19 protein-coding genes are annotated in these 24609 nt (G+C 75.7%); 8 read left to right on the top strand and 11 right to left on the bottom strand.

Going from position 1 to position 24609, the window contains the following annotated elements:
• Positions 1–3: 3 nt before the first annotated feature.
• The 4 genes from H6H00_RS24600 to H6H00_RS24585 form a co-directional block, all read right to left on the bottom strand.
• Positions 4–426, bottom strand: coding sequence for a TOBE domain-containing protein (locus H6H00_RS24600; protein ID WP_185718051.1), 423 nt, complete (start codon positions 424–426; stop codon positions 4–6).
• A gap of 136 nt (positions 427–562) precedes the next feature.
• Positions 563–2725, bottom strand: a complete 2163-nt coding sequence (locus tag H6H00_RS24595) for an ATP-binding protein (RefSeq protein ID WP_185718050.1) — start codon at positions 2723–2725, stop codon at positions 563–565.
• 127 nt (positions 2726–2852) lie between these two features.
• Positions 2853–5348 carry a bifunctional lysylphosphatidylglycerol flippase/synthetase MprF gene (locus H6H00_RS24590; RefSeq protein WP_185718049.1) on the bottom strand — a complete coding sequence of 832 codons (2496 nt, stop codon included), beginning with the start codon at positions 5346–5348 and terminating at the stop codon, positions 2853–2855.
• A complete protein-coding gene (locus H6H00_RS24585; RefSeq protein WP_221775653.1) occupies positions 5345–6613 on the bottom strand; it encodes an alpha/beta hydrolase in 1269 nt (422 codons plus the stop codon). The genes H6H00_RS24590 and H6H00_RS24585 overlap by 4 nt, the downstream gene beginning before the upstream one ends.
• A gap of 876 nt (positions 6614–7489) precedes the next feature.
• On the opposite strand from H6H00_RS24585, the gene H6H00_RS24580 reads away from it, so the two are divergent.
• Genes H6H00_RS24580 through H6H00_RS24565 form a run of 4 tightly spaced genes read left to right on the top strand, consistent with a single transcriptional unit; the run spans position 7490 to position 9907 of the window.
• Entirely contained in the window at positions 7490–7810 is a 321-nt protein-coding gene (locus H6H00_RS24580; protein WP_185718048.1) for a DMT family transporter, read from the top strand.
• A gap of 17 nt (positions 7811–7827) precedes the next feature.
• Entirely contained in the window at positions 7828–8121 is a 294-nt protein-coding gene (locus H6H00_RS24575) for a DMT family transporter (protein ID WP_185718047.1), read from the top strand.
• Positions 8118–8669 (top strand): TetR/AcrR family transcriptional regulator, encoded by a 552-nt coding sequence (locus H6H00_RS24570; protein ID WP_185718046.1) that lies wholly within the window; start codon positions 8118–8120, stop codon positions 8667–8669. Before H6H00_RS24575 ends, H6H00_RS24570 begins: the two co-directional genes overlap by 4 nt.
• 5 nt (positions 8670–8674) lie before the next feature.
• Positions 8675–9907 (top strand): cysteine desulfurase-like protein, encoded by a 1233-nt coding sequence (locus H6H00_RS24565; RefSeq protein ID WP_185718045.1) that lies wholly within the window; start codon positions 8675–8677, stop codon positions 9905–9907.
• Here the strand turns inward: H6H00_RS24565 and H6H00_RS24560 are convergent.
• From H6H00_RS24560 to H6H00_RS24550, 3 genes are read right to left on the bottom strand one after another with little or no spacing between them, the layout of a single operon-like run.
• On the bottom strand, positions 9808–10578 hold the full coding sequence (locus tag H6H00_RS24560) for a CPBP family intramembrane glutamic endopeptidase (protein WP_255425356.1): 771 nt from the start codon (positions 10576–10578) through the stop codon (positions 9808–9810). The genes H6H00_RS24565 and H6H00_RS24560 overlap by 100 nt on opposite strands.
• A complete protein-coding gene (locus H6H00_RS24555; protein ID WP_185718044.1) occupies positions 10575–11474 on the bottom strand; it encodes an NAD(P)H-binding protein in 900 nt (299 codons plus the stop codon). Before H6H00_RS24555 ends, H6H00_RS24560 begins: the two co-directional genes overlap by 4 nt.
• A gap of 42 nt (positions 11475–11516) precedes the next feature.
• Positions 11517–12077 (bottom strand): helix-turn-helix domain-containing protein, encoded by a 561-nt coding sequence (locus H6H00_RS24550; RefSeq protein ID WP_185718043.1) that lies wholly within the window; start codon positions 12075–12077, stop codon positions 11517–11519.
• Between the two features lie 37 nt (positions 12078–12114).
• Here H6H00_RS24550 and H6H00_RS24545 point away from each other — a divergent pair, with 37 nt between their 5' ends.
• On the top strand, positions 12115–12636 hold the full coding sequence (locus tag H6H00_RS24545; protein ID WP_185718042.1) for a GNAT family N-acetyltransferase: 522 nt from the start codon (positions 12115–12117) through the stop codon (positions 12634–12636).
• A 1-nt stretch (position 12637) separates the two neighbouring features.
• On the opposite strand, the gene H6H00_RS24540 is transcribed toward H6H00_RS24545, so the two are convergent.
• Positions 12638–13141, bottom strand: coding sequence for an Lrp/AsnC family transcriptional regulator (locus H6H00_RS24540; protein ID WP_185718041.1), 504 nt, complete (start codon positions 13139–13141; stop codon positions 12638–12640).
• A 67-nt stretch (positions 13142–13208) separates the two neighbouring features.
• On the opposite strand from H6H00_RS24540, the gene ald reads away from it, so the two are divergent.
• The gene (ald, locus tag H6H00_RS24535) at positions 13209–14327 is read left to right on the top strand and encodes an alanine dehydrogenase (protein ID WP_185718040.1); all 1119 of its coding nucleotides are present in this window, start codon (positions 13209–13211) and stop codon (positions 14325–14327) included.
• Positions 14328–14384: 57 nt separating this feature from the next.
• Positions 14385–15449 (top strand): diacylglycerol/lipid kinase family protein, encoded by a 1065-nt coding sequence (locus tag H6H00_RS24530; protein ID WP_221775652.1) that lies wholly within the window; start codon positions 14385–14387, stop codon positions 15447–15449.
• A 6-nt stretch (positions 15450–15455) separates the two neighbouring features.
• On the opposite strand, the gene H6H00_RS24525 is transcribed toward H6H00_RS24530, so the two are convergent.
• The 3 genes from H6H00_RS24525 to H6H00_RS24515 form a co-directional block, all read right to left on the bottom strand.
• Positions 15456–16466, bottom strand: coding sequence for a DNA polymerase IV (locus tag H6H00_RS24525; RefSeq protein WP_185718039.1), 1011 nt, complete (start codon positions 16464–16466; stop codon positions 15456–15458).
• Between the two features lie 7 nt (positions 16467–16473).
• Positions 16474–17964 carry a GDSL-type esterase/lipase family protein gene (locus H6H00_RS24520; RefSeq protein ID WP_185718038.1) on the bottom strand — a complete coding sequence of 497 codons (1491 nt, stop codon included), beginning with the start codon at positions 17962–17964 and terminating at the stop codon, positions 16474–16476.
• A gap of 105 nt (positions 17965–18069) precedes the next feature.
• Positions 18070–20106, bottom strand: coding sequence for a SpoIIE family protein phosphatase (locus H6H00_RS24515; protein WP_185718037.1), 2037 nt, complete (start codon positions 20104–20106; stop codon positions 18070–18072).
• Positions 20107–20379: 273 nt separating this feature from the next.
• On the opposite strand from H6H00_RS24515, the gene H6H00_RS24510 reads away from it, so the two are divergent.
• Positions 20380–24594 carry a HAMP domain-containing protein gene (locus H6H00_RS24510; RefSeq protein ID WP_221776017.1) on the top strand — a complete coding sequence of 1405 codons (4215 nt, stop codon included), beginning with the start codon at positions 20380–20382 and terminating at the stop codon, positions 24592–24594.
• Positions 24595–24609 lie beyond the last annotated feature (15 nt).

The raw sequence follows: 24609 nt of genomic DNA, 5'->3' as shown, positions 1-24609 counted from the left end.
GCGTCAGTCCTCCGAGCGGTGGTGGGGGAGCCGCGTCGGGGTCTCGACGACGACGTTGGTCGACTTGACGACCGCCACCGCGAGCACGCCGGGACGCAGGTTGAGCTCCTCGACGGCCTCGGTGCTCATCAGCGACACCACCCGGTGCGGCCCGCACTGGATCTCCACCTGCGCCATCACGGTGTCCTGCACGACGGAGGTGACGAGCCCGACGAAGCGGTTGCGCGCCGAGCGCAGGACGTCGGAGGGGTCGGGGACGGAGCGCGCGTGGTCGCGGGTGAACTCGGCGAGCGCGACGCCGTCGACGACGCGGCGGTTGGACTCGTCGCGCCGCACCGGGAGCGTCCCCTGCTCGACCATCCGGCGGACGGTGTCGTCGCTGACGCCGAGCAGGCGGGCGACCTCGGAGATCCTGAACTGCGGCATCGCGCCACTCTAGGACGGCCCGCCCGCCCCCTCACCACGACCGTCCCGCGGACGTGCCCCCGACCTCGACGGTCGGTGCCTCGGTGCCCTCCGGGGGGGGCGCCACCCGCCACGATCGCGCCGATCACGGGCCGGGTCAGCGGTCGGTGTCGGCGGCGCGGTGCCGCCCGCGCTCGAGACCCTGCTGGTACACCGCGAGCCGCTCGCGCACCTTCTCCGGTTCGCGGTCGCGGGAGCCGCCCTGCGGGGCGGGGTCGCCGTGCCGCGGCGGCGCCACCATCTGGGTGCCGGGGCGGCGGCGGGGGAGCCCGGCCGGCGTCGAGGCCGGCGGGGGGCCGGCGGGGCGGGCGGCGCGCTCGGACGCGGCGCGCCACTCGGCGTCGCTGGGGGTGTTCCAGTCCGGGGGTGGTCCGCCGGCCGGGCGCCCGGCGGGGGCGCTGTCGGCGTCGACGAACCAGGCCGACGCCACCGCCTCGTAGATCGGGGTCGGGGCGCTCTCGCGCATCCGGTCGCGCAGCGAGCCGGTGAGCGGGCCGAACAGCTCGGCGTCGCCGCTGCCGCGCGAGAGCGGGGGCTCGTCGGTCCACACCGGGGCGGCCGGCAGCAGGGGCGGCTCCAGCGGCTGGACCGGCCCGCCCGGCCGGAACGGGTCCTCCGGGCGGCGGGGCTCGTCGTGCCACAGGGGCTCGGACCGGGTGAACGGCTCGGACCGGCCGGGCAGCTCGGACCGGCGGACGGGATCGCCCCGGCGGGGCGGCGCGGGCTCCGAGCCGGTCCGCGGCGCGGCGACCGGCGTCCCGGCGCGGGAGGGCTCGTCGGCGGGCCGGCCGGGGTGGTCGCTGCCGGGGGCGGGGCTGCCGGGGTACGGGCCGTCGGTGCGGGTCGGCTCCCTGCGGACCGCCGGGCGGCCGTCGCCGGGTCGCTCGGCGGGGCCGCGGCGGTCGGTGCGCACCGGATCGGGACGCAGCAGGTCGGAGCGCAGGGGGTCGGAGCCCGGGGCGTCGGATCCCAGCGGTTCGGATCGCTGCTCGTCGAAGCGCTGCCGGTCGGATCCCCGGGTGCCGGATGCCGGCGCGTCGGACCGGAGGGGATCGGACCAGAGGGAATCGGACCGGAGGGGATCGGGGGCCGGCGGGTCGAACCGCACGGGATCGGATCCCGGTGCGTCGGGTCCCCGCACGTCGGCCCGCAGCGGGTCGGGCCGGTGCAGCGGGTCGGACCGGTGCAGTGGGTCGGACCGGTGCAGTGGGTCGGGACGGTGCGACGGGTCGGGACGGTGCGACGGGTCGGGGCGGCGCGGATCGGCGCGCACCGGGTCGGGCCGTGCCGGGTCGGCGTCGCGGCGCGACGCGAAGCCGGGGAGGGGGTCGGACAGCGGATCGGGCCGTCGCGGCTGCCCGTTCCCCCCGGGGTACCCGCCGTTCCCGTGGGGCCCACCGGCGGCGGGCCGGGCGTCGAAGGCCCCGTTGCCGGGGTGCCCCGCCCCGTTGCCGGGATGCGCCGCTGCGCGGCGGCCGTTCCCGTTGGCCCCGTTGGGGTGGCCGTTGCCGTTCCCGTTGCGGACGACCGGGTCGCGGTTCCACGAGCGCGGGGCGTCGGGGGCGGCGAAGGCGACGGCGTCGAGCAGGTCGGGCGGGCAGTGGACGACGACGACGATCCCCGGGCCGGCCAGGGTGCCGCGCCGCAGCTGGACCCGCAGGCCGACGCCGCAGCGCCGGGCCAGCCGCGCGGCGACGAACAGCCCGACGCGGTTGGACACGATGTCGTCGATGATCGGGCGGTCGCCCAGGCGGCGGGTGAGCTCGTCGATCTCGCCGGCGCTCGGGCTGGGCCCGTCGACGGCGACCTCGACGACGACCCCGCCGTCCTCGGACCGGGTGCTCGCGACGTCGACGCGGCTCATCGGCGCGGCCGCGCCGACGGCGTGGGTGAGCAGCTCGGTGAACAGGGCGACCAGGCCCGCGACCGCGCGCGGCGCGATGCTCGCGTCGGGGGCGGGCCCGAGACCGATCCGCGAGACGTCCTCGACGCCCGCCCGGGCGTCGGCCAGCACGTCGGCGACCGAGCGGGGGCCGCGCGACCTCGGGCCCTGCTGCGCGCCCGCGAGGACGAGCACGTTCTCGCTGCCCCGCAGCGACCGCTGCAGCGACGTGCGCAGCTCGGCGAGGTCGGCCAGCGTCTCGTCGCGGCCGTGCACCTGGAGGCGCTCGACCAGGGTGAGCTGCCGCTCGAGCTGGCTCTGCAGGCGCTGCGCCATGCAGACCAGTACCTCGTCGGTCTCCCTGCCTTCGCGCGCCACCCATGCCCTCCGACGGTTATCGGTCAACCCGGGCGAGGGTACTAGCCGGCAAATCGAAACCCCGGCGGGTTGCCTGGCCTGCGCCGGTCGGCCCGGTGCACGCGGCGGTCGGTCGCCGGGCCGCTGCTCACGCGTCCGGACGGCCCTCCCGCATCCGTGCGAGGAGCCGGGCGGACTGACGAGCGGTCAGGTCCGGGAGGTAGGCGCGCCCGACGGCGACGCCGATGGCGGGCAGCGCGACGGGGTCGGGGTAGGCCAGGAACAGCGGTTCGTAGGTGGGCTGGAACTTCGCCTTGAACGCCAGCAGCGACCGGAAGCCGTAGACGGGTTCGAGGGCGTGCCCGGCGACGTCGAGGACGCGCTGCAGCCCGTCGGCCTGCTGGGGTTCGAGCTGGGCCAGCGGGGCGCCGGAGAGCGACGCGAACCGCGCGCCCTCGTCGCGGAAGGTCTGGGCGGCCGAGGCGATGAGGAACTCCATGATCCCGTGGGTGCCGGTCCGGCGGCGCATGAAGTCCAGCGTCCAGCCGACGACCTCGCCGTCCTCGTGCACGGGCAGCCAGCTGGTGACGCCGAGGACCGTGCGGTCGGTGTCGACGGCGACGAGGCAGCGCACGTCGTCGTCGGCCAGCTCGTCGAGACCGCCCAGGGTGAAGCCCATCTCGGGCAGCCCCTTGTCGACGACCCACTCCTCGCTGATCGCGCGGATCTGGTCGGTGATCGCGAGCGGCGCGTGCCGGTAGGTGATCCACTCGGCGGTGGTGCCGTTCTTGGTGGCCCGGTTGAGCGCGCTGCGGACGTCCTGCCAGCGCTTGCCGGTGAACGCCAGCTCGGGCAGCGGGACCACGGTCTCCTCGGCGACCTGCACCGCGCGCCACCCCAGGGCCGCGCACGCCGCGCGCGTCGCGTCGGTGACGCTGTAGAACGCCGGGGTCAGACCCCGCTCGGCGCAGTGCGCGGCGAACCCGCGGACCGCGGTCTCCCGGGCGTCGGCGGGGCCGATCGGGTCGCCCGTCGTCACCGCGACGCCGCCGATCACCCGGTAGGCGACGGCCGTGCCGTCGCCGAACCAGTAGGCGTGCCCGGGCCAGGTGGTGAGCCAGCCCAGGTGCGACCCGCCGGTCGCCCGCAGCAGCTCGCGGGCGCGGGTGGGGTCGTCGGAGGCGCCCACGGGCCGCGCCGCCACGAACGACCGCAGCAGCCCCGCCGCCACGACCAGCCAGAACACGACGCCGGTCCACTCGAACAGCAGCGTGGCACCGAGGTCCTGCGGCAGGAACCCCGGCTCGACCTCGCCGAGGTAGCCCGGCGGCAGGAACCGCAGCGGCAGGTCGGCCGCCAGGTCGCCGGTCGAGGGCGGGCGGTCGAACCCGTCGGCGACCAGGGTGCCGCCGCCGACGTAGGCCGTCGAGACGACGACGAGCGCGCCCGCGACGACGAGCCCGAGCCTGCGGTAGGTGCCCGAGGGCGCCCGCACCGCGAACCGGGCCCGCGTGAGGACCAGCAGCACGGCGACGGCGAGCGGCAGCAGCGGCGGCAGCACCAGCGCGAGCACCTGCCGGGCCCCGGGCGCACCCCCGTAGACGACGAGCTGCTCGGCCGGGGTCGCGGCGACCTGCGTCGCGAGCAGCAGCCCGAGCACGGCGAGGAGCAGGTTCAGCCCGATCCCGACGACCCGGGCCGCCCGCCGCCCGCGGCGCAGGCCCTCGGCCGTCACCAGCAGCAGGAGCACCGGGATCGCCGACGCGATCGCCGGCCCGATCCCGGACAGCCGCAGCTGCGCCTGCAGCGACCGGCAGACGTCGGTGGCCGCGGTCGCGCAGATCTGCTGGACGGTCGCGGCGTCCGGCGGCGGCGAGAGCACCACGAACTGCAGCACCGACAGCGGCCCGATCGGGGCCTGCGCGACGGCCGCGACGACCGGCCCCACCGCCGAGGCCGCGACGACGAGCGCCACGAGCACCCGCCCCTCCGACCGCGACGACGCCCCCGTCCGGTGCACCGCCGTCCCGCGCAGCACCAGCGGCCCGGCCACCAGGCCGGTCAGGGCGGAGGTGAGCAGCAGGGAGTCGGTCAGCTCGCCGGAGTACGCGACGAGCATGACGACGCCCACGAGCAGCACCAGCCGGATCCGCCGCCGCCACAGCGCGGACAGGACGTGGCTGACGGCGAGCAGCAGCCCGACCGCGCCGGGCGCCGCGCCGACGGCCACCTGCCCGGCCAGCTCACCCGCCCACGCCCCGCCCGCGGCGGATCCGGCGGCGATCGAGCCGACCGCCAGCAGCGTGCCGACGACCTGCGTGCCCACCAGCAGCGCGGCCGTCCGCAGCGCGCCGACCCGGCGCTCGGCGACCGCCCCGGCCCCGAGCACCAGCACGGCCGTCACCAGGTGCCCGGCCAGGCCGCCCCAGAGCACGATCGCGGTGAGCGGGGTCCACCAGCGGCCGTCGGCCAGCGGGCCGACCCCGGTGCCGACGGCGTCGAGGACGTCCTGGCCCGGGCCGTTCGGGATGCTGCCGGTGACGATCCCGGCGACGAGGGCGAGCGCGGCGAACGCGATCGTCAGGGGGGCGCGGCGCGCGGTCGCCACGAGGCGCCGGCCGGTCACGGTGCGGTGGCCGTTCACGGGGTGATCCCCAGCCGGGTGCCGAGCCAGGGGAGCGCGTCGCCCAGGCCCGGCCCCCAGACCTCCCAGGTGTGCTCGCCGGGGAGCGGGTGGAACTCCACGTCCATGCCGGCCGCCTGGGCCGCCGCGAACACCGTCCTCGCCTGCGGCAGGTACTCGCTGTCCTGCAGCCCGCCGACCAGGTAGCCCGCGGTGTCGGGGAACTGCCGCGTCGCGAGGACGTCGAGCGGGTTGACGGCCCGGTACGCGGCTTCGTCGCCGCCGAAGGCCTGCGCGATCGTCTGTGCGCGGTCGCCGAGGGTGGGGGCGTCCTCGCCGGAGATGTCGACGAACGTCGGGAACAGGTCGGGGGCGTTGACGGCCAGCTGCAGCGAGCACGTGCCGCCGTTGGACAGCCCGCCGACGGCCCAGTCGGACGCGGTCACCTGCAGCGTGGAGCGGATCCACGCCGGGACGTCGACGGTGAGGTAGGTGAAGGCGTCGCCGAGCGGGGAGTCGACGCACAGCGGGTTGGCGAGCGGGTCGCCGAGGTGGTCGGGCAGGACGACCACCGGGGCGAGCCCGTCGTGCTCGGCGGCGTAGGCGTCGGCGCGCTGGGCGAGCTCGCCGCTGGTGAGCCAGTCGTCGGGGGAGCCGGGCTGGCCGGAGAGCAGCACGAGCACGGGCAGCTGGGCGCGCGTCGACCCGAGGTAGGCGGGCGGCAGGTAGACCCAGGCGGGCCGGGCGGGGAAGCCCGACACCGTGGCCGGGATGTCGACCTGGCTGACGACGCCGGCGTCCGGCATGTCGGCGGACGGGCGCCACCCGCCCTCCAGCGGCGTGCCCCTGCTCCCGACGTACTGGCGCTGCCGGGCCGCGACGTCGGCGAAGGGCAGGACGTCGGCCGCGGAGAGGCCGAGCGCGGTGCGCACCGTCGGGAACTCCTGGTAGTAGCCGTTGACGCCCTGCGCGGCGGCGAGCACGACGAGCGTCGCGGCCACCGGCGACCACCAGCGCCACCGCGCCACGGCCAGCCCCACCGCGACCAGCCCCAGCCCGACGGCCAGCACCACGAGCAGCGGGACCGGGTCGGGGAACGGCTGCCAGACGACGTCGACGACGACCACCGCGAGTGCGGTGAGCACGACCGCCGACCCCACCGCGACCGGCACGGACCGCCCCCACCAGCGGCGGCCGCGGGCGGCGAGCAGCAGCACGAGCCCCGCCGCCCCGGCCAGCAGGAGGACCCACGGCAGTGGGCCGCTCAGCAACGACCACTCGAGCATGGGGTCGATCATGCCCCGGCCCCGGCAGCCACTGGTCCCCACCCCGGGAGCCCGCCGCCCGACCCCCGAGCCCGCCACCCCCACCCGGCGAGTTTGCCGCCCCGCCCGGCGAGTTTGCGGACGCCGCCCGGCGAGTTTGCCGCCTTCGCCCGGCGAGTTTGCCGCCTTCGCCCGGCGAGTTTGCCGCCTTCGCCCGGCGAGTTTGCCGCCTTCGTCCGGCGAGTTGGCCGCCCCGCCCGGCGAGTTGCCCGCTCGCGCACGGTCAGCCCGTCGTTGCGGCCGGGCGAGCGCTCCTACGGGGCCCCGCGAGGCCGTCGGTTCTCGCCGCACGGGCCCACTCCGGTGCGGCAGGACCCGGGTCGCCCGACACCGTGAGTGCGGCCCGCCATCCGCCCCCGCCCGGGATGCCGCGGTCGGCTGGGGTGCTGCTCCACCAGCCCGCAAGATCGTCACGAGGCGCGGCTCGTGGCCGCGCGGGCGACGTCGCTGACCGGTTCGCGGCGATCACGACCCCTGCGGATCGGGATCGCACATCGAGTCCCGACGTCCACCGCGTGGGTGCGCGACCGGCGGCCTGTGGACCCGGGGAACCGGTGACCCGGCGGGCGGTGTGCAGCGACACGCAGCGCGAGCAGTCGGAGAGCGCGAACCAACACCCGCCGATCACGGAGGCAGAATCCCGCTGGGCGGGAACAGCAACCTCGGCGGGCGGGGTCGGCCGACTCGCCGGGCGCCGGCGGCAAACTCGCTGAGCCCGTCTGCAAACTCGCCGGGTGGGGTCGGCAAACTCGCCGGGCGGGATCGGCAAACTCGCGGGGCGGGGGTGGTCGGGGCACTTCGGTGTGTACTGTTGTACATATCGAGGGGGTGGGTCCCGTGGAGTACGCGTTGTTGGTCCTGGCCGTGGTGTCGGGGGTGGTGGGGTCGACGTCGCTCAAGCTGGCGGCCGGGGCCTGGCGGCCGTGGCCCGTCGCGGGCACGCTGGCCGGGTACGGGGTGGCCACGGTCGCGCTCGGCCTGCTCATGGAGTACCTGCCCGTCGGCGTCATCCACGCCGTGTGGGGCGGGGGAGCGGCGGTGCTGCTCACCGTCGTCGGCCGGGTGGTGTTCGGGGAGCGGATCACGGCGACGCGCGTCGCGGGGGTCGCGCTGATCGTCGGCGGCGTGGTGCTGCTCAACCTCACGGGCTCGCTGTGAGGTCCCCGTGGTGGCCGATGGCCGGCGCGATCGTGGCCGAGATCTGCTCGACGCTGCTGCTCAAGGCGTCCGAGGGGTTCGGGCGGCCGCTGGTCGGGGCGCTCGCGCTCGCCGGGTTCGGCCTGACGCTGGTCCTGCTGTCGAGGGCCCTGCTCACGCTGCCGATCAGCGTGGCGTACCCGGTGTGGATCGGGGTCGGCACGGTCGTGGTGGCGGTCGGGGGCGTCGTGCTGTTCGGCGACCACCTCGGCGTCGGGGCGGTGGCCGGGATCGTGCTGGTGGCCACCGGCGTCGTGGTGCTGAACCTGTGAGCCGCGGCCCGAACGACCCGGGCCGCCGCGACCGGATCGTCGCCGCGGCCGGCGACCTGATGGGGCGCGACGGCCTGCACACGATCACCCACCGCGCCGTCGCCGCGCACGCGGGCGTGCCGCTGGGTTCGACCACCTACTACTTCCGCGACCTCGACGACCTGCTGCTCGCCGCCGTCGACGTCGCACTCGAGCAGTCGCGCGGACGCATCGCCGCCTGGGACGCCGCCCTGCCGCCGGACGCCCCGGCGGAGCGGGTGTGCCGGTCGCTGGCGGAGATGACGGTCGGCTACCTCACCGAGCACACCGCCCGCACGGTGCTGGACTACGAGCTCTACGCCGCCGGCCTGCGCCGCGAGCCGCTGCGGGCGCGCAGCGCGGAGTGGATCGGGCTGCTGCGCACGGCGCTGCGCGGCCGGTTCGACCCGCTGACCGCCGACGCCCTCACCGCCGCCGTCGACGGGTTCACCCTGCAGGCCCTCCTCGCCCGCGGCACCCCGACCGTCGAGGAGTGCGAGGGCCTGCTGCGCCGCGTCGTGGCAGGGTGACGGACGTGAGCCTCGACGTCGCCGCTGTCCGTGACCACTTCCCGTCCCTCACGGCGGGGTACGCGCACTTCGACGGCCCGGGCGGCTCACAGGTGCCCGACGTCGTCGCCCGCGCCGTGGCCGAGACGATGACCTCCCCGCTGGCCAACCGCGGCACGGTCACCGCGGCCGAGCGCACCGCGGACGCGATCGTGCTCGCCGCGCGCGTCGCGATGGCCGACCTGCTCGGCGCCGACCCGGGCGGCGTCGTGTTCGGCCGCAGCATGACCGCGCTGACGTTCGACCTCGCCCGCACGCTGGCGGCGGGCTGGGGCCCCGGCGACGAGGTCGTCGTCACCCGCCTCGACCACGACGCCAACATCCGCCCCTGGGTGATCGCCGCGGAGGCGGTCGGCGCGACCGTGCGGTGGCTCGGCTTCGACCCCGCCACCGGCGAGCTCGACGACCTCGCCCCGCTGCTGTCCGACCGCACCCGCCTCGTCGCCGTGACCGGCGCGTCCAACCTCATCGGCACGCGGCCCCCGGTGCGCGCGATCGCCGACCGCGCGCACGACGCGGGCGCGCTCGTCCACGTCGACGGCGTGCACCTCACCGCGCACGCCGCCGTCGACGTCACGGAGATGGGCGCGGACCTCTACGCCTGCTCGCCCTACAAGTTCCTCGGCCCGCACTGCGGGGTGCTCGCCGCCGCGCCCGCGCTGCTGGAGACGCTGCGCCCGGCCAAGCTGCTGCCCTCCTCCGACGCCGTGCCGGAGCGCTTCGAGCTCGGCACGCTGCCCTACGAGCTGCTCGCCGGCACCACCGCGGCCGTCGACTTCCTCGCCGGCCTCGTGCCCGGCGACGGCACCCGCCGCGAGCGCCTCGTCGCCTCGATGACGGCGGTGGAGGCCCACGAGGACCGCCTGCGCCACCGCATCGAGGACGCCCTGGCCGCACTGCCCGGCGTCACCGTCTGGTCCCGGGCCGCCCGGCGCACGCCCACCCTGCTGGTCGGGTTCGACGGCCGCGACCCGGCCGAGGCCTACCGGTTCCTCGCCGAGCGCGGCGTCAACGCCCCGGCGAGCTCGTTCTACGCGCTCGAGGCGTCGCGGCACCTCGGCCTCGGCGACGGCGGGTCGCTGCGGATCGGCCTCGCGCCCTACACCGACGACGGCGACGTGGATCGCCTGATCGCCGCGTTGGGCGAGTTCACGTCCGTCCCCCCGGTGGCGGAGTCGCGGAACAGCGGCGGCAGGTAGCGCAGCATCAGCGTCGACCAGGTCAGGTGCGTGAGCAGCGGGGCCTGGATGCCGCCCGACGAGCGCCGCTGCAGCCCGAACAGCGCCCCCATGACGCCCGAGGCCAGCACGAGGGCCGGGTTGCGGGTGGCGACCGTGGCCAGCATGTAGACCCCCGTCGACGCGACGACCGGGCGGCGCTCGCCGACCGCCGCGTACAGGGCACCGCGGAAGAAGACCTCCTCCGCCGCTCCGTTGGCCAGCGTCGTGAGCACGACGAGGCCCTGGTTGCCCTGGTCGGCGTACTGCAGCACCGAGGAGATCGCGCGCTCGAGCACCGGGATCCGCTTCGCGACGAGCGCGGCGGCGTAGAAGGTGCCGAACGCGCCGACGCCCGTCAGCACCGGCGTGACGATCGGGCGTCGCAGGTTGTCGCCGTACTGCATCCAGCCCAGGTGCAGCTTGCCGGAGGCGAGCCCGCCGACCACCCAGGTGGCCGCGGTGCCGAGCGTGATGCCGTAGAAGGCGGGGGAGGCGGGCTTGGTCGACAGGCCCGCACCGAGCATCCCGGCGCCGGCCAGCGAGGTCGCGGCGACGACGCGGCGGCGGCGGCGGAACCGGGCGTCGGACTCCCGGTGGTCGCGCGGCACCTTCTCCGACAGCCAGCGGGGCAGGAAACGCGTGACGGTCACTTCTTCTCCCGTGCGGCGCGCGCCCGGTCGCCCAGGGCGGCCAGTACGGCGGAGTCGTAGTCCATCGGCTCGAACGGGACGAGCTCGCGGATGGCGGGGTCGCGGACGACGACCTCGTTGGACATGGAGTCGATCAGGGACCGGCCGGTCTGCACGTCGACGTCGGTGACCAGCGACAACCAGCGCGAGGAGAGCTGCGGCGAGAGCAGCGGCACCGGCACGACGATCATCGTGCGGCCCTCGATGACGGCCACGCGGCGCATCATCTCGACGTACTCGAGCACCTCGGTGCCCCCGATGTCGAACGCGCGGCCCTCCGTCTCGGGCACCTCCAGCACCCCGACGAGGTAGCGGACGACGTCGGCGACGGCGATCGGCTGCGTGCGGGTGCGCACCCAGCGCGGAGTGATCATCGCGGGGAGGTGCTCGACGAGCTGGCGCGTCATCTCCCAGGAGATCCCGCCGTGCCCGACGATGATGCCCGCCCGCAGCACGGTGACCGGGACGCCGGCCTCGCCGAGGATCTTCTCGACCTCGCGGCGGCTGCGCAGGTGCTCGGACAGGTCGTCGGCGTCGTCGCCGAGCCCGCCCAGGTACACGATGCGCGACACCCCGGCGTCGGCGGCGGCCTTGCCGAAGGTCCGGGCGGCCTCCGCGTCGCGCTCGGCGAAGTGCGGGTCGTCGAGGGAGTGCACCAGGTAGTAGGCGGCGTCCTGCCCGGCCAGGGCCCCGGCCAGCGACGCGGCGTCGTGGACGTCGCCCGCCACGGCCGTGCCGGCCCCGTCGTAGCTCTCCGGGCGGCGGGTCATCGCCCGCACCTCGTGCCCGGCCTCCTCCAGGGCGGGACACAGCCGGCCGCCGACGAACCCGGACGCACCGGTCACCAAGACACGCATGCCGCCACCCTGCCCGGCGGGCGGGGATCCGGCGACTCGGGGTCAGGTCCGGCGGGCCAGCGCCACCAGGTAGCGGCAGTCGCGATCGGTCGGGTTGACGTAGGCGCAGGGCTGCGGGGACCCGAGCTGCAGGCAGTCGCCGGTCGCCAGCTCGTGGCGCACGTCTCCCTCCTCGAACCGGAGCGCGCCGTCGAGCACCCAGATCTGGTGGTGCAGGAACGCGTAGGACTCGGCCGGGTACTCGACCCGGGCCCCGGCGGGCAGGTGCACCTCGACCAGCTCCAGCGGCCCGCCGGGCACGGGCGAGACGGCCCGCCGGACGTAGCCGGTGTCGGGGTCGGTCCAGGTGCGCTGGTCGGCGGCCCGGACCAGCCGCCCGCCGGTGCCCTCCGCGCGCGCCACCAGCTCCGACAGCGTCATCCCGAGCGCCCCGGACAGGCGCCCGAGCAGGGCCGCGGTGGGCTGGGCCTCGCCGCGCTCGATCTTGCCGATCATGGTGCGGGAGACCCCGGAGCGCTCCGCGAGGGCGGCCGCGGAGAGGTCGCGCGCGGTGCGGGCGGCGTAGAGGGCGGCGGCGAGCGCGAGGGAGAGCCGGTCGGACACGGTGTCACCATAGTGCCGCTGTCGCTACTATCCGGCCATGACCGTTCGGGACGCCACCGTCGACGACGCCGCGGCCTGCGCCGCGATCTACGCCCCCTACGTCACCGGCACGGCGATCTCGTTCGAGACCGACCCGCCGACCGCGGCCGCGATGGCCGCGCGCATCGCGGCCGCGCAGCGCGGGCACGCCTGGCTGGTGCTGACCGACGGGTCGGGCGTGCGCGGGTACGCCTACGGCGGCCGGTTCGCCGCGCGTGCCGCCTACCGCTGGTCCTGCGAGGTGAGCGTCTACCTGGAGACGGGCCTGCGCCGCACCGGCGGCGGCCGGGCGCTGTACGCCGAGCTGCTGCCGCGCCTCGCGGCCCGCGGCTACCGCACCGCGTTCGCCGGGATGACCCTGCCCAACGACGCGAGCGCGGGCCTGCACCGCGCGCTCGGGTTCGAGCCGGCGGGGACGTTCCGCCGGGTGGGGTGGAAGGCCGGCCGGTGGCACGACGTGGCGTGGATGCGGTGCCCGCTCGTCCCGGACGACGACGCCCCGCCGGCCGACCCCGCCTGAGTCAGACCCGGCCGCCCCGCGTGTGCTCGAAGATCAGGTTCGTCTCCGTGCCCGCCACCGCGGGGTCGCGGTTGAGCTGCTCGCCGACGAACCGCCGCAGCTCGTCGGTGCTGGCCGTGGCCACGTGCACGAGGAAGTCGTTGGCACCCGCGAGGAAGTAGACCTCCAGCACCTCGGGGTAGCGGGTGAGCCGCGCGGTGTACTCGACGATCGCGCGCCGGGCGTCGGGCTGCAGCCGGATCGCGATCATGGCCTGCAGGTCGTGGCCCAGCGCCCGGGGGTCGATGTCGGCGTGGAACCCGCGGATCACCCCGCGGGTGCGCAGGGCGCGGACGCGGGCCAGGCACGTCGACTGGGCGATCCCGACGAGGTCGGCGAGGTCCTTGTTGGACGTCCGCGCGTCGGCGAGCAGCGCGGCGACGATCGCCCGGTCGGTGTCGTCGAGCCGAACATCCTGCGGCGGGACGGGCGCCACGGGCCGGGGTGCGGCAGAAGGGAGCGGCACGAACGCCTCCGGGAGAATGATCTGCGGTTCGGTTGCAGCCTACCGGCAGGATCTTCACGCTGGAGGGATGAGAATCGGTGTGCCCCGCGAGGTCAAGAACCACGAGTACCGCGTCGCCCTGACCCCCGGTGGGGCGCACGAGCTCACCCGGCACGGGCACCACGTGCTCGTCGAGCGGGGCGCCGGGCTCGGCAGCTCCCTCACCGACGCCGACTTCGAGGCCGCGGGCGCGCGCATCGCCGCCACCGCCGACGAGGTGTGGGCCGCGGCCGACCTGCTGCTCAAGGTCAAGGAGCCGATCGAGCAGGAGTACCACCGGCTGCGCCGCGGGCAGGTCCTGTTCACCTACCTGCACCTCGCCGCGTCGCGCGCGTGCACGCAGGCGCTGCTGGACTCCGGCACCACGTCGATCGCGTACGAGACCGTCCGCACCGCCGACGGCGCGCTGCCGCTGCTCGCGCCGATGAGCGAGGTCGCGGGCCGGCTCGCCCCGCAGGCCGGGGCGGGTGCCCTGATGCGCGCCGCGGGCGGCCGCGGGGTCCTGATGGGCGGGGTGCCCGGGGTCCGACCGGCGAACGTGGTCGTCATCGGCGCCGGGGTGTCCGGGCAGAACGCCGTCGCGATGGCCGTCGGGATGGGGGCCGAGGTCACGGTGCTCGACCTGGACATCGCCAAGCTGCGCGACCTCGACGACCGCTACGCCGGGCGCGTCCGCACCATCGTGTCCAACGCCCACGAGATCGAGTACGCGTGCCTGAACGCCGACCTCGTGATCGGCGCCGTCCTCGTCCCCGGGGCCCGCGCCCCGCGGCTGGTGAGCAACGACCTGGTCCGGCGCATGAAGCCCGGCTCGGTGCTCGTCGACATCGCCATCGACCAGGGCGGCTGCTTCGAGGACTCCCGGCCCACCACGCACGCCGACCCGACCTACCGCGTGCACGACTCGGTCTTCTACTGCGTCGCGAACATGCCCGGCGCGGTGCCGCACACCTCGACCCACGCGCTGACCAACGCGACGCTGCCCTACGTCCTGCGCCTCGCCGACCTCGGCTGGGCCGACGCCGTGCGCGCCGACGCCGCCCTCGCGCAGGGTCTGTCGACGCACGAGGGTGCGCTGACCAACCTGCAGGTCGCCCACGACCTCGGGCTGCCCTACTCCGACCCCGCGACGGCCGTCACAGCCTGATCCTCGTCACAGCCGGACCGCCGATCGGGGCCGGACACGGGCGCATACAGTGCGCGCGTGTCCGCCTCCGGGGCGACCTGGCTGGTCGTCGTCATCGTCTTCGTCCTGCTCCTGGCCGGGATGCTGCTAGCTTTCGTCGTGCGCAACCGCCGATCAGATGACCCGGCCGAACCCTTCGCGGCGGATCCGGAGGACCGTCCGATCGCCGCGGTCGTCGCGAACCCCACGAAGGTCGAGGCGACCACCCAGGAGCTCATCTCCGGCCTGTGCGTCGAGCTGGGCTGGGCGGAGCCGCTGTGGCTCGAGACCACCGTCGACGACCCGGGCACCGGGCAGGCGCGCAAGGCCGTCGAGCAGGGCGTCGACGTGGTCATGGCCTGCGGCGGGGACGGCACCGTGCGGTCGGTCGCCGAGGCGCTGGCCGGCACCGGGGTGGCGATGGGCCTGCTCCCCGCCGGCACCGGCAACCTGCTCGCCCGCACGCTGGGCACCCCGCTGGAGATGGCCGCCGCGGCGCGGGTCGCGCTGACCGGTGACGACCGCGCGATCGACATCGGCCGCGTCCGGGTCGACGGCGACGAGGACGAGCGCGTGTTCCTCGTGATGGCGGGCACCGGCTTCGACGCCGAGGTCATGGGCAACACCCCCGAGGCGCTCAAGGCGAAGGTGGGGCCGCTCGCCTACGTCGTCTCTGGGCTGCGCGCGATGCGCGGGCGGCGCACCCGGGTGACGATCCGGCTCGACGGGGGCGAGGACCTGCGCCGCCGCACCCGCACCGTGCTCGTCGGCAACAGCGGCACGCTGCTCGGCGGGCTGGTGCTCATGCCGGAGGCGGAGGTCGACGACGGCGTGCTCGACGTCGTCAACCTCGCCCCGAAGGGCATCCCCGGCTGGATCGCCGTCGCCGCGCGGGTGATCAGCCGCCGGCGCCGCGGGCACTCCCGCGTGGAGCACTGGACGGCGAAGGAGGTCCTCATCACCGCGGAGGACCCGCAGGCCTCCCAGATCGACGGCGACCCGATCGGCGACGTCACCGAGATGGCGGTCCGCGTCGACGCGGGCGCGCTCGTCGTCCGGGTGGCGGAGGGCAGCCCGGCCGCGGAGCTGCTCCCGGAGAAGTAGGCGGGCCTAGAACTCGGCCCGCACCCCGACCAGCCGCACCGCCCGCCGCGCCGGGAAGCGGTCCAGCACCTCGCCAGCGGCGGCGGCCAGCACGTCGGGGTCCCGCGTCGGCGCGGGCAGCGTCGCGCTGCGCGTCCGCGTGGTGAACGGGACGAACCGGACCTTCACCCCCACCCGCCGCGCGGGGCGCCCGGCCAGCTCGCCGGCGACCGTGCGGGCCAGCGCCGCGACCTCCCGGCGCACGTCGGCCCAGTCCTCGAGATCCTCCGGGAACGTCGTCTCGCGGCCGTGGGAGCGGGGTACCCACGGGGTGCCGTCCACCCGCTCCCGGCCGATGCCGCGGCCCAGCTGCACGAGGTAGGGGCCCATCCGCGGGCCGAGATCGGCGGCGAGCGCGGCCGGGTCGGCCGCGGCGAGGTCGGCGACGGTGTGCAGCCCCCGGTCGGCGAGCCTGCGCGCGGTCCGCGCCCCGATGCCCCACAGCGCCCGCGTGGGCCGCTCGCCCATCACCGCGAACCAGTTGTCGCGGGTGAGCCGGTAGGTCCCGGCGGGCTTGCCGAACCCGGTCGCGATCTTCGCGCGCAGCAGGTTGTCGCCGATCCCGACCGTGCAGTGCAGCGCCGTGGCCGCGTGCACCGCCTCCTGCACCGCCGCGGCGAACGCCCCGGCGTCGTCGGTCTCGACGCCGAGGAAGGCCTCGTCCCAGCCCAGCACCTCGACGACCACGTCCGGCAGGCCGCGCAGCACGTCCATCACCCGGGCGGACGCGGCCTCGTAGGCCGGGTTGTCGGCGGGCAGGAACACCGCGTCCGGGCAGCGCTTCGCGGCGGTGCGCAGCGGCATCCCGGACCGGATCCCGTGCTCGCGGGCCGCGTACGACGCCGTGGCGACGACCCCGCGCCGGGTCGGGTCCCCGTGCCCGCCGACCACGACGGGGAGCCCGGCCAGCTCGGGCCGCCGCAGCACCTCGACGGCCGCGATGAACTGGTCGAGGTCGACGTGCAGCACCACCGGCACGCCCCGACTATCCGCCCTGCGGGGGCGGCGGGTCGAGCAGCGGGATCACCGCGGCCGCCATCCGCAGCGACCCGACGCCCGTCGGGTGGAAGGGGAAGGGGTCGGCGAGGCCCTGCAGGTCGGGGCCGAGCCCCGCGCGGGCCGCCCCGCACAGCGGGCGCAGGACCGGGCGGGCGACCGCGAAGCCGTAGGCCTGCGCCCCCGCGGAGAGGATGTCGTTGACGGCGCGGTTGCGCTCGTCGAGCAGCACGATCTTCTCCGCGTCCAGCCCGGGGTACTCCTCGGGGCCGCGGCTGTCCGGGCACGGCACGTCCGACGGGGCGCCCTCGACCGGGAACGCGTCGTAGGAGGTCAGCACGATGATCCGCGGGCGGCCGGGCAGGTCGTTGAGGTCGACGAGCAGGTCGCCGAACACCCGGTCGAACGCGGCGAGGCGGTAGTCGAACTCGCCCTGGGTGAGGTTGTCCGAGCAGTCCGGCACGCCGTAGCAGTAGAGCAGGAAGTCGATCCAGCCCACGTCGTTCGGGCCGACGGCGACCACGACCCAGTCCAGGCCCTGCACCTGCTTGAGCCGGCCGACCTGCGGCTCCAGCGTCCGCCCTCCCTCGTCCTGGGGGCCGCGGAGCCCGGCGGTGACGGTGGCCGACGGGCAGGCCAGGTTGAGCACGCGGTCCCCGCGCAGCGCCGCGATCTGCTCGGCGAGCGAGTCGGTGCTGCGCTGGCAGGCCACGTCGTCGGGGGTGCCGTCGGGCAGCGGCGGGCCGCCGAGCCGGGCGACCCGGGAGTCGCCGATCACGGCCCCGTCGAAGCCGGTGACGACGGGACCGGCGGGCGGCGTCGCCAGGTGCCGGGCCCCCACCAGCTGCGAGAGCGACGCGACGTCACCCAGGCCGCCCGCCGCGCCCGCGTAGGCCAGCCCCCCGGCCGCGCCCCACGCCAGCACCGAGGCGACGACGGCGGCCGCGGTCATCCGCCCGGCGCCGCGCACGCAGTGGGACCAGATCTCCGGCAGCGACCGGTGCCCGCCGGGCCGGCGGCTCTCGCTGCGGAGCACCAGCAGCGTGCGCAGCCCGGCGGCCCCGGCCGACGCGGCGAGGGTGATCGCGACCAGCAGCGCCGCCCCCGTGAGGTACCAGGCGAGGAACCCGCCGGTGACGGCGTCGACGGCCGCACGCTGCAGGCGCGGCCCGGCCTCGGGGTCCAGCACGGCCTGCGCGGCGGCGTTGCGCTGCACCGGGCCGAGCGTGAGCTGCGGGCGCAGCGGCCCCCACACGCGCAGCCGCTCGACGTCGAACGCGGTGTTGCCGACCTGCACCACCTGCGCGGGCCCGGAGACCGACAGGTCGGGGGTGCGCGCCCCGACGCTGATCTGCTGGCCGAACGCGACCAGGTCCTGGCCGGGCGTCAGCGCGACCGTCGCCGGCAGGCCGACGCACAGGCAGAACAGCACCAGCGCGACGGCGGGTCCGGACCGGATCCGCAGGGACGTGGACAGCACTCCTCCTCGGGGTCGGGGCCGTCGTGGCCCCCAGGGTGCCCCGCCCGGCGGGCGGGGCGACAGGTCCGGGCGGTGAGACCCGGGTCGCACCTGATCGGGTCGCACCTAGTGGGGCAGCGCCCGCACCGCCAGCAGGGCGATGTCGTCGTCGCGCGGGTCGGCGGAGAACCGCTCGACCGCGGCCCGGGCCGCCTCCACCAGCGCGGCGGCGGGCCGGTCCGCTGCGGCGGCCGCGGCGGCGAGCAGGCGCTCGGAGCCGAACTGCTCGTCGCCGCGGCGGCGCTCGGTGACCCCGTCGGTGTAGACGAGCAGGGTGTCGCCGGGGGCGAGCCGGTGGCGGGTGGCGGTGAGCTGCACCTGCGGCACCAGCCCGACGGCCGTGCCGAACTCCCCGATCAGCTCCGCGGTCCCGCCGCGGCGCACCAGCACCGGCTGCAGGTGACCCGCCAGCACCAGCTCGACGTCGAACCCCGGTGGCTCGCCCGGCCCCGGCCGGCTGACCTGGGCCGCGGCGAGCGTGCAGAACTGCAGGGGGTCGTCGGCGTCCATCATGACGTCGTTGAGCAGCTCGACCGCGCGCGCGAGCGTCCGCCCGTCGCGGACGAGCACCCGCAGGACGTCGCGCACCAGGCCCGTGCGCGCGGCGGCCCGCGCGCCCTTGCCGCAGACGTCGCCGATCGAGACCAGCCAGTGCGCCGGGTCGATCGTGAGGACGTCGTAGAAGTCGCCGCCGACGTCGCTGCCCGCGGTGGCCGGCAGGTACTGCGCGGCGAAGTCGAGACCGGGGGCGACGGGCAGCGCGCGGGGCAGCAGGGCCTGCTGCAGCGCCTGGGAGACGTCGACGTGCGCGGCGGTGCTCTGCGCGTTGTGGATCGCGAGCCCGGCGCGGCGGGCGATGTCGCCGATCAGGACGACGTCCTCGGGGGAGTGCGGGCGGCCGTCGGGGCGGCCGACGACGAGCGTGCCCAGCGTGCGGCCGCGGGCCCGCAGCGCCACGGCCACCCCGTCGGTCGGCACGGCGAACCGCACCGTGGCCCCGTCCTCGCGGAGCAGCTCGGCGAGCCGGTCGCGCAGCTCCCCGCCGAGCCCGGGGCGCCCGCCCGGGTCGAGCACGGCCCGCAGCTCGGGCAGCTCGTCCTCGTCGGCGTGGGTCAGGGCGGCGAGGCGCAGCCGGCCCAGCGGGTCGGCGAGGTGCACCGCGCACCACTGGCCCAGCCGGGGCACGACGACCTGCGGGACGACGGCGACGGCCAGCTCGACGTCGAGGGACTGGGACAGCAGCTCGCTGGTCTCGGCGAGGTAGGTCATCCAGGCGCGCCTGCGCTGGTCGACCCCGCGCAGCCAGGCCGACTCCACCGCCATCGCGACGCGGTGCGCCACGAGCTCGGCGAGCTCGCGCCCCGGCGCGTCGGGGGCCCCGCCGGTGACCCGCAGCCGGCCGCGCAGCGGCGCCGTCGTCGGGAGCGCGACCTCGAGCCCGCCCTCGGGGTCGGGGACGCCCGACCGGGCGAGCTCGCTGAGCCCGGTGCCGTCGCCGTCGTCGACCTCCACCACGACGGACCCCGCGTCGAGCACCTCGCGCAGCCGCCGCGCCAGCTCCGCGACCAGCTCCGCGGGCTCCAGGCGGTCGGCCAGCCCGGTCGGGACGTGCAGCAGCCAGCGGGTCCGCTCGGGATCGGAGCCGGCCGGGACCGGCCCGGACCCGACCGGCTCGGCGGGCAGCGCGGGGGCGGGCGGGGCCGGGGTGCGCAGGACGCTGAACCAGGTGCGGTGGGTGCCGTCGGCCTCGTGCCGCGTGCCCCACACCGCCGCGAGCCGCTGCAGCATCGTGAGCCCGCGCCCGTGCGTCGACGCCCGTCCGTACAGGCGCCGGGGCCGGGCCAGGTGCACCTCCAGCGGCCCGGCCCCGCGGTCGCTCACCGTGACCGTCACCGCGTCGTCGTTGACGCGCAGCTCCACCTCGTACTCGGTGCCGGCGTGCAGCACCGAGTTCTCGCACAGCTCGCTGGCCAGCAGCACCGTGGTGTCGACGACGGTCTCGAACTCGGGGTCGCCGAGCGCGTCGAGGAGCATGCGACGCACCTGTCCGGGGGAACGCGGGTCGGGCGGCAGACGGATCCGCCGCTCGGTCGTGCCGGGCATCCCTGCAGTGTGCCCGCCGGGTCGAGGCGGTGCTCCGTGGGGCGGGGGCGCCTGCACTAGGGTCGTCGTCACCGATGACGGCCGCGCAGGGAGGACGTCGTGACGGCGAGGACGACCCGGGCCGACGAGCCCGGACCGACGGGGCCGGGGGACGCTGACGACCTCCTCCGGGAGCTGGCGGACGCACTGGACCAGGTGCGTCGCGGCCGGTTCGACGTGCGCCTGCCGCGGCGCGAGGGGACCGCGGGCGAGGTCGTGGACCGGTTCAACGAGATGGTCGGGATGCAGGAGCGGCGCAACCGCGACCTGCTGCGGATCGGCCGGGTCGTCGGGCGCGAGGGCCGGATGTCCGACCGCCTCGACGAGGAGTCCTACGACGGCGGGTGGGCCACGGGCGCGCAGGCCGTCAACTCGCTGATCGACGACCTGGCGCGGCCCACCGCGGAGATCGCCCGGGTCATTGAGGCCGTGGCCGAGGGCGACCTGAGCCAGCACATGGCGCTGGAGATCGAGGGCCGGCCGCTGCGCGGGGAGTACCTGCGGATCGGCCGCACCGTCAACACGATGGTCGACCAGCTCTCCAGCTTCGCCGTGGAGGTCACGCGCGTGGCGCGCGAGGTCGGCACCGACGGGCGCCTGGGCGGCCAGGCCGACGTGCGCGGCGTCGCGGGCACCTGGCGGGCGCTGACCGACTCGGTCAACACGATGGCGTCGAACCTCACCAACCAGGTGCGCTCGATCTCCATCACGGCCACCGCGATCGCCCAGGGCGACCTCTCGCGCAAGATCACGGTGAGCGCGGCGGGCGAGGTCGCGGCGCTCGCCGACACGATCAACTCGCTCACCGACACGCTCGCGCTGTTCGCCGACGAGGTCACGCGCATGGCGCGCGAGGTGGGCACGGAGGGCAAGCTCGGCGGGCAGGCCGAGGTCGCGGGTGTCGCGGGGACCTGGAAGAACCTCACCGACGCGGTGAACCTCATGGCCACCAACCTCACCGACCAGGTGCGCGGGATCGCCCAGGTGGCCACGGCCGTCGCGCAGGGCGACCTGAGCCAGAAGATCACCGTCGACGCGCGGGGGGAGATCCTCGAGCTCAAGTCGACGGTGAACACGATGGTCGACCAGCTGCAGTCCTTCGCCGACGAGGTCACCCGCGTGGCGCGCGAGGTGGGCACGGAGGGCAAGCTCGGCGGGCAGGCGCAGGTCCGGGGCGTGTCCGGCACGTGGCGGGACCTCACGGAGAACGTCAACCAGCTCGCGTCGAACCTGACCGGGCAGGTCCGCAACATCGCGCAGGTCACCACGGCGGTGGCGCGCGGGGACCTGAGCCAGAAGATCACCGTCGACGCCCGGGGGGAGATCCTGGAGCTGAAGTCGACGGTGAACACGATGGTCGACCAGCTGCAGTCCTTCGCCGACGAGGTCACCCGCGTGGCCCGCGAGGTGGGCACCGAGGGCCGGCTCGGCGGGCAGGCGGAGGTGCGCGGCGTCGCGGGGACCTGGCGCGACCTCACCGACAACGTCAACTACATGGCGTCCAACCTGACCGGGCAGGTGCGCAACATCGCCCAGGTGACCACGGCGGTGGCGCGCGGGGACCTGAGCCAGAAGATCACCGTCGACGCCCGGGGGGAGATCCTGGAGCTGAAGTCGACGGTGAACACGATGGTCGACCAGCTGCAGAGCTTCGCCGACGAGGTCACGCGCGTGGCCCGCGAGGTCGGCACGGAGGGCAAGCTCGGGGGCCAGGCCGAGGTGAAGGGCGTCGCGGGGACGTGGCGCGACCTCACCGAGAACGTCAACGAGCTGGCGTCGAACCTCACCCGCCAGGTCCGCAACATCGCCCAGGTCACCACCGCCGTCGCGCAGGGCGACCTGAGCCAGAAGATCACCGTCGACGCCCGGGGCGAGATCCTGGAGCTGAAGTCGACGGTGAACACGATGGTCGGGCAGCTGCAGTCCTTCGCCGACGAGGTCACGCGCGTGGCCCGCGAGGTGGGCATCGAGGGCAAGCTGGGCGGTCAGGCCGAGGTGAAGGGCGTCGCGGGGACGTGGCGCGACCTCACCGAGAACGTCAACGAGCTGGCGTCGAACCTGACCGGGCAGGTCCGCAACATCGCGCAGGTGACCACGGCGGTCGCGCGCGGCGACCTGTCGCAGAAGATCACGGTCGACGCGCGCGGGGAGATCCTGGAGCTCAAGTCGACGGTCAACACGATGGTCGACCAGCTGCAGTCCTTCGCCGACGAGGTCACGCGCGTGGCGCGCGAGGTCGGCACGGAGGGCAAGCTCGGCGGGCAGGCGCAGGTCCGGGGCGTGTCCGGCACCTGGCGCGACCTCACCGAGAACGTCAACCAGCTGGCCTCGACCCTCACCACGCAGCTGCGCGCGATCTCCGCGGTCTCCACGGCGGTGGCCAGCGGCGACCTCACCCAGCAGATCCGGGTGGCCGCGCTCGGCGAGGTCGCCGAGCTCAAGGACACGATCAACATGATGATCGCGGCCCTGCGCGAGACCACCACGACCAACGCCGACCAGAGCTGGCTCGACTCCAACCTCGTGCGCATCGGCGGCCTGCTGCAGGGCCAGCGCGACCTGCGCGCGGTCTGTCAGATGATCATGAACGAGGTCGCGCCGCTGGTGGGGGCGCAGGTGGGGGCGTTCTTCCTCGCCGCCGACCGCTCCGGCCCGCACGGCCGGTGGGTGCTCACCGGCGGCTACGCGATGGCCGTCGAGGACCCGCCGGTGGCGGTGCGCTCCGGCGAGGGGCTGGTCGGGCAGGCGGCGGCCACGGGCGAGACCGTCCTGATGACCGACGTCCCCGACGACTACCTGCCGGTCCGCTCCGGGGTGGGGGCGGTCGCGCCGCGCGCGGTGGTGGTGCTGCCCGTGCCGTTCGAGGGCGAGTCGCTCGGCGTCATCGAGTTCGGGTCGGTCACCCCGTTCTCCGCGCTGCACCTGGCGTTCCTGGAGCGCCTGGTCGGGGCGATCGGGGTCGCGCTCGCCACGATCCAGGCCAACCGGCGCACCGAGGAGCTGCTCAAGCAGAGCCAGGGGCTCGCCACCGAGCTGCAGGACCAGTCGGCCGAGCTGCAGCGGGCCAACGCGGAGCTGGAGGAGAAGGCCGAGCAGCTCTCCGAGCAGAACCGCAACGTCGAGATCAAGAACATGGAGATCGACGCCGCCCGGCGCGGGGTGGAGGAGAAGGCGCAGCAGCTCGCGCTGGCCAACCAGTTCAAGTCGGAGTTCCTGGCCAACATGAGCCACGAGCTGCGCACCCCGCTGAACTCGCTGCTGCTGCTCTCGCGGCTGCTCGTCGACAACGCCGACGATAACCTCACCGCGCGGCAGATCGAGTTCGCCCGCACCATCCACGGCGCCGGCTCCGACCTGCTGGTGCTCATCGACGACATCCTCGACCTGTCCAAGATCGAGGCCGGGCGCGTCGACGTCGACTCCGCCGTCGTCGACCTCGCCGAGGTGCGCGCCCACGTCACCCACGTGTTCGGGCCGCAGGCCGAGGACAAGGGGCTGGAGCTGCGGGTGCGGGCCGGCGCCGACCTGCCCGCGACGATCACCACCGACGCCCAGCGCCTGCAGCAGATCCTGCGCAACCTGCTGTCCAATGCGATGAAGTTCACGGCGGCGGGCGGCGTCACGCTGACCGTGTCGCGGGCCCCGTCCGGCACGGTGCACGGTGTGCCGCCGCTCGACGCGGCGCGGCACGTCATCGCGTTCTCGGTGCGCGACACCGGCATCGGCATCCCCGAGGACAAGTTCGCGATGATCTTCGAGGCGTTCCAGCAGGCCGACGGCACGACCAGCCGCAAGTACGGCGGCACCGGCCTGGGCCTGTCGATCAGCAAGGAGCTCGCCCGGCTGCTCGGCGGCCGGATCGACGTGTCGTCGGAGGTGGGGCGGGGGTCGGAGTTCACCCTGTACCTGCCCGACGAGCTGCCCGCCGTCACCTCGACGGCGCGGATCGCGCCGCGCCGCCCGGCCCCCGACCCGGCGCCGGGCCCGGGGGAGGGGGCCCGGCCGGACGGCCGGGCGCCGATCCTGCGCGCGACGGGCCCGTCCGCCCGGCCCGCCACCGGGCTCGACGGCGTCACCGTGCTGATCATCGACGACGACGTGCGCAACGTGTTCGCCCTGACCAGTGCGCTGGAGCTGCACGGGCTCACGGTGCTCTACGCGGAGAACGGCCACGACGGGATCGCGATGCTGACCGAGCACCCGGGTGTCGACGTCGTGCTGATGGACGCGATGATGCCCGACATCGACGGCAACGAGACCACCCGACGCATCCGCGCCCTCCCGCAGGGCCGCGGCCTCCCGGTCGTGTTCCTCACGGCGAAGGCGATGCCGGGCGACCGCGAGTCCAGCCTGGCCGCGGGCGCCACCGACTACGTGACCAAACCGGTCGACCTCGACGAGCTGCTGGTCCTGATGGCCTCGTGGGTGCAGGGGCGGGTGGCGTCGTGAGCCCCGCCGACGTGA

Origin of the sequence: Pseudonocardia petroleophila (assembly GCF_014235185.1) — a bacterium.
In the GTDB taxonomy this organism is placed as follows: domain Bacteria; phylum Actinomycetota; class Actinomycetes; order Mycobacteriales; family Pseudonocardiaceae; genus Pseudonocardia; species Pseudonocardia petroleophila.
This window is presented reverse-complemented; position numbering and strand designations above follow the sequence as displayed.

Bases quoted from the DNA above. Each gene is read 5' to 3' on its own strand.
- H6H00_RS24600 (WP_185718051.1), bottom strand. From the start codon at position 426: ATGCCGCAGTTCAGGATCTCCGAGGTCGCCCGCCTGCTCGGCGTCAGC.
- H6H00_RS24585 (WP_221775653.1), bottom strand. From the start codon at position 6,613: ATGCTCGAGTGGTCGTTGCTGAGCGGCCCACTGCCGTGGGTCCTCCTG.
- H6H00_RS24575 (WP_185718047.1), top strand. From the start codon at position 7,828: ATGGCCGGCGCGATCGTGGCCGAGATCTGCTCGACGCTGCTGCTCAAG.
- H6H00_RS24555 (WP_185718044.1), bottom strand. From the start codon at position 11,474: ATGCGTGTCTTGGTGACCGGTGCGTCCGGGTTCGTCGGCGGCCGGCTG.
- H6H00_RS24545 (WP_185718042.1), top strand. From the start codon at position 12,115: ATGACCGTTCGGGACGCCACCGTCGACGACGCCGCGGCCTGCGCCGCG.
- ald (WP_185718040.1), top strand. From the start codon at position 13,209: ATGAGAATCGGTGTGCCCCGCGAGGTCAAGAACCACGAGTACCGCGTC.
- H6H00_RS24515 (WP_185718037.1), bottom strand. From the start codon at position 20,106: ATGCCCGGCACGACCGAGCGGCGGATCCGTCTGCCGCCCGACCCGCGT.
- H6H00_RS24510 (WP_221776017.1), top strand. From the start codon at position 20,380: ATGGTCGGGATGCAGGAGCGGCGCAACCGCGACCTGCTGCGGATCGGC.